Origin of the sequence: Haloparvum sedimenti (assembly GCF_001462205.1) — an archaeon.
GTDB lineage: Archaea > Halobacteriota > Halobacteria > Halobacteriales > Haloferacaceae > Haloparvum > Haloparvum sedimenti.
In genome coordinates this window covers 11,480-11,858 of the sequence record NZ_LKIR01000114.1, presented here as the reverse complement: position 1 = coordinate 11,858, position 379 = coordinate 11,480, and the positions used below count along the sequence as shown (strand labels likewise).

General features: G+C 49.6%; 1 pseudogene. It reads right to left on the bottom strand.

The window, feature by feature from the left end:
- Positions 1 to 74: 74 nt before the first annotated feature.
- Positions 75 to 379: pseudogene (locus AN233_RS16395) on the bottom strand (hypothetical protein); the annotation flags it as partial.

The following is a 379-nucleotide window of genomic DNA, read 5'->3' as shown; positions in this document are numbered from 1 at the left end:
CAGCTACGCAGCGAACTCTTCAGAAAACCCGGTCGAGAAGCACTCAAACACGCTGTTAAAGCGACTCTCTGAAATCAACAATCTGCTACACATGAGCGGCTGTCTTTTTCATAGATTCCACTTCCGCGGGGATCTTCGACAGGGTTAGGGACATCTCCAGTAAACCGGAGCTCAACGACCGCATCTGGTCCGTTCCCGGAGTTCTGAATAGTAACAAATGCCTCTCCATTCTTCTTCGAGTCAGTTTTGCTTTCACCGTAGACCTCATCCCATGGCTTGTCAGGATTGTTTCGGTAGAGTCCAACGTCTCGAATCTGGATTGCCGGTTCGATACTCCTCGTAATTTCTACGACTGTCTCCTCACCTTTCAGAGCGACCA